This is a genomic window from Mycobacterium sp. UM_Kg1, from assembly GCF_000972925.1.
GTDB classification, from domain to species: Bacteria; Actinomycetota; Actinomycetes; order Mycobacteriales; family Mycobacteriaceae; genus Mycobacterium; species Mycobacterium hiberniae.
Genome location: NZ_JRMK01000348.1, coordinates 1 through 476 on the forward strand (window position 1 = coordinate 1; position 476 = coordinate 476).

Below are 476 nucleotides of genomic sequence, written 5' to 3' on the forward strand. Positions count from 1 at the left end.
CGGGGTCGTCTTTGAAGTAGTTGGCCACCACCTGCAGCATCTGCGCGTGGTGGGTCTCCAGCCCGATACCGTCCGGCGCCTTGGCGTTGCCCCAGAAGGCATCCCAGGCGTGGTTCTGCGCGGGGTTGACGAAGTAGCTCCACGGGAAGCCCACGTCGATGTTGGGCAACCCGCCGGTCTGAACCGCCCACTCCGGGGCCCCCTCGCCACCGAATGTCGTGCCGTAGAGGTCCTGGTGCATGTAGATGTTGCTGGTGACACCGTGGTTGGCCAGCGTCTGCACGGTCTGGGCGATCGAGGCCAGATAGTCGTAGTCGTAGACTCCGGGCTGCGGCTCGACCGCGGCCCAGATCAGGCCCAGCTGAACGTTGTTGAAGCCGTTGGCGGCCAGGAAAGCCGCGTCATCGTCGCCGAATCCGTTGGCTGACAACTCATAGGGCGCCAGTTTGTTCACGTGGTCGAAGCCGTGCAGGATC

Annotated in this window: 1 pseudogene; it reads right to left on the reverse strand. The window is 64.3% G+C overall.

The features are described 5' to 3' along the window. Positions 1 to 454 (reverse strand): annotated as a pseudogene (locus LI92_RS21485) (cellulase family glycosylhydrolase); the annotation flags it as partial. Between the last annotated feature and the right edge of the window lie 22 nt (positions 455 to 476).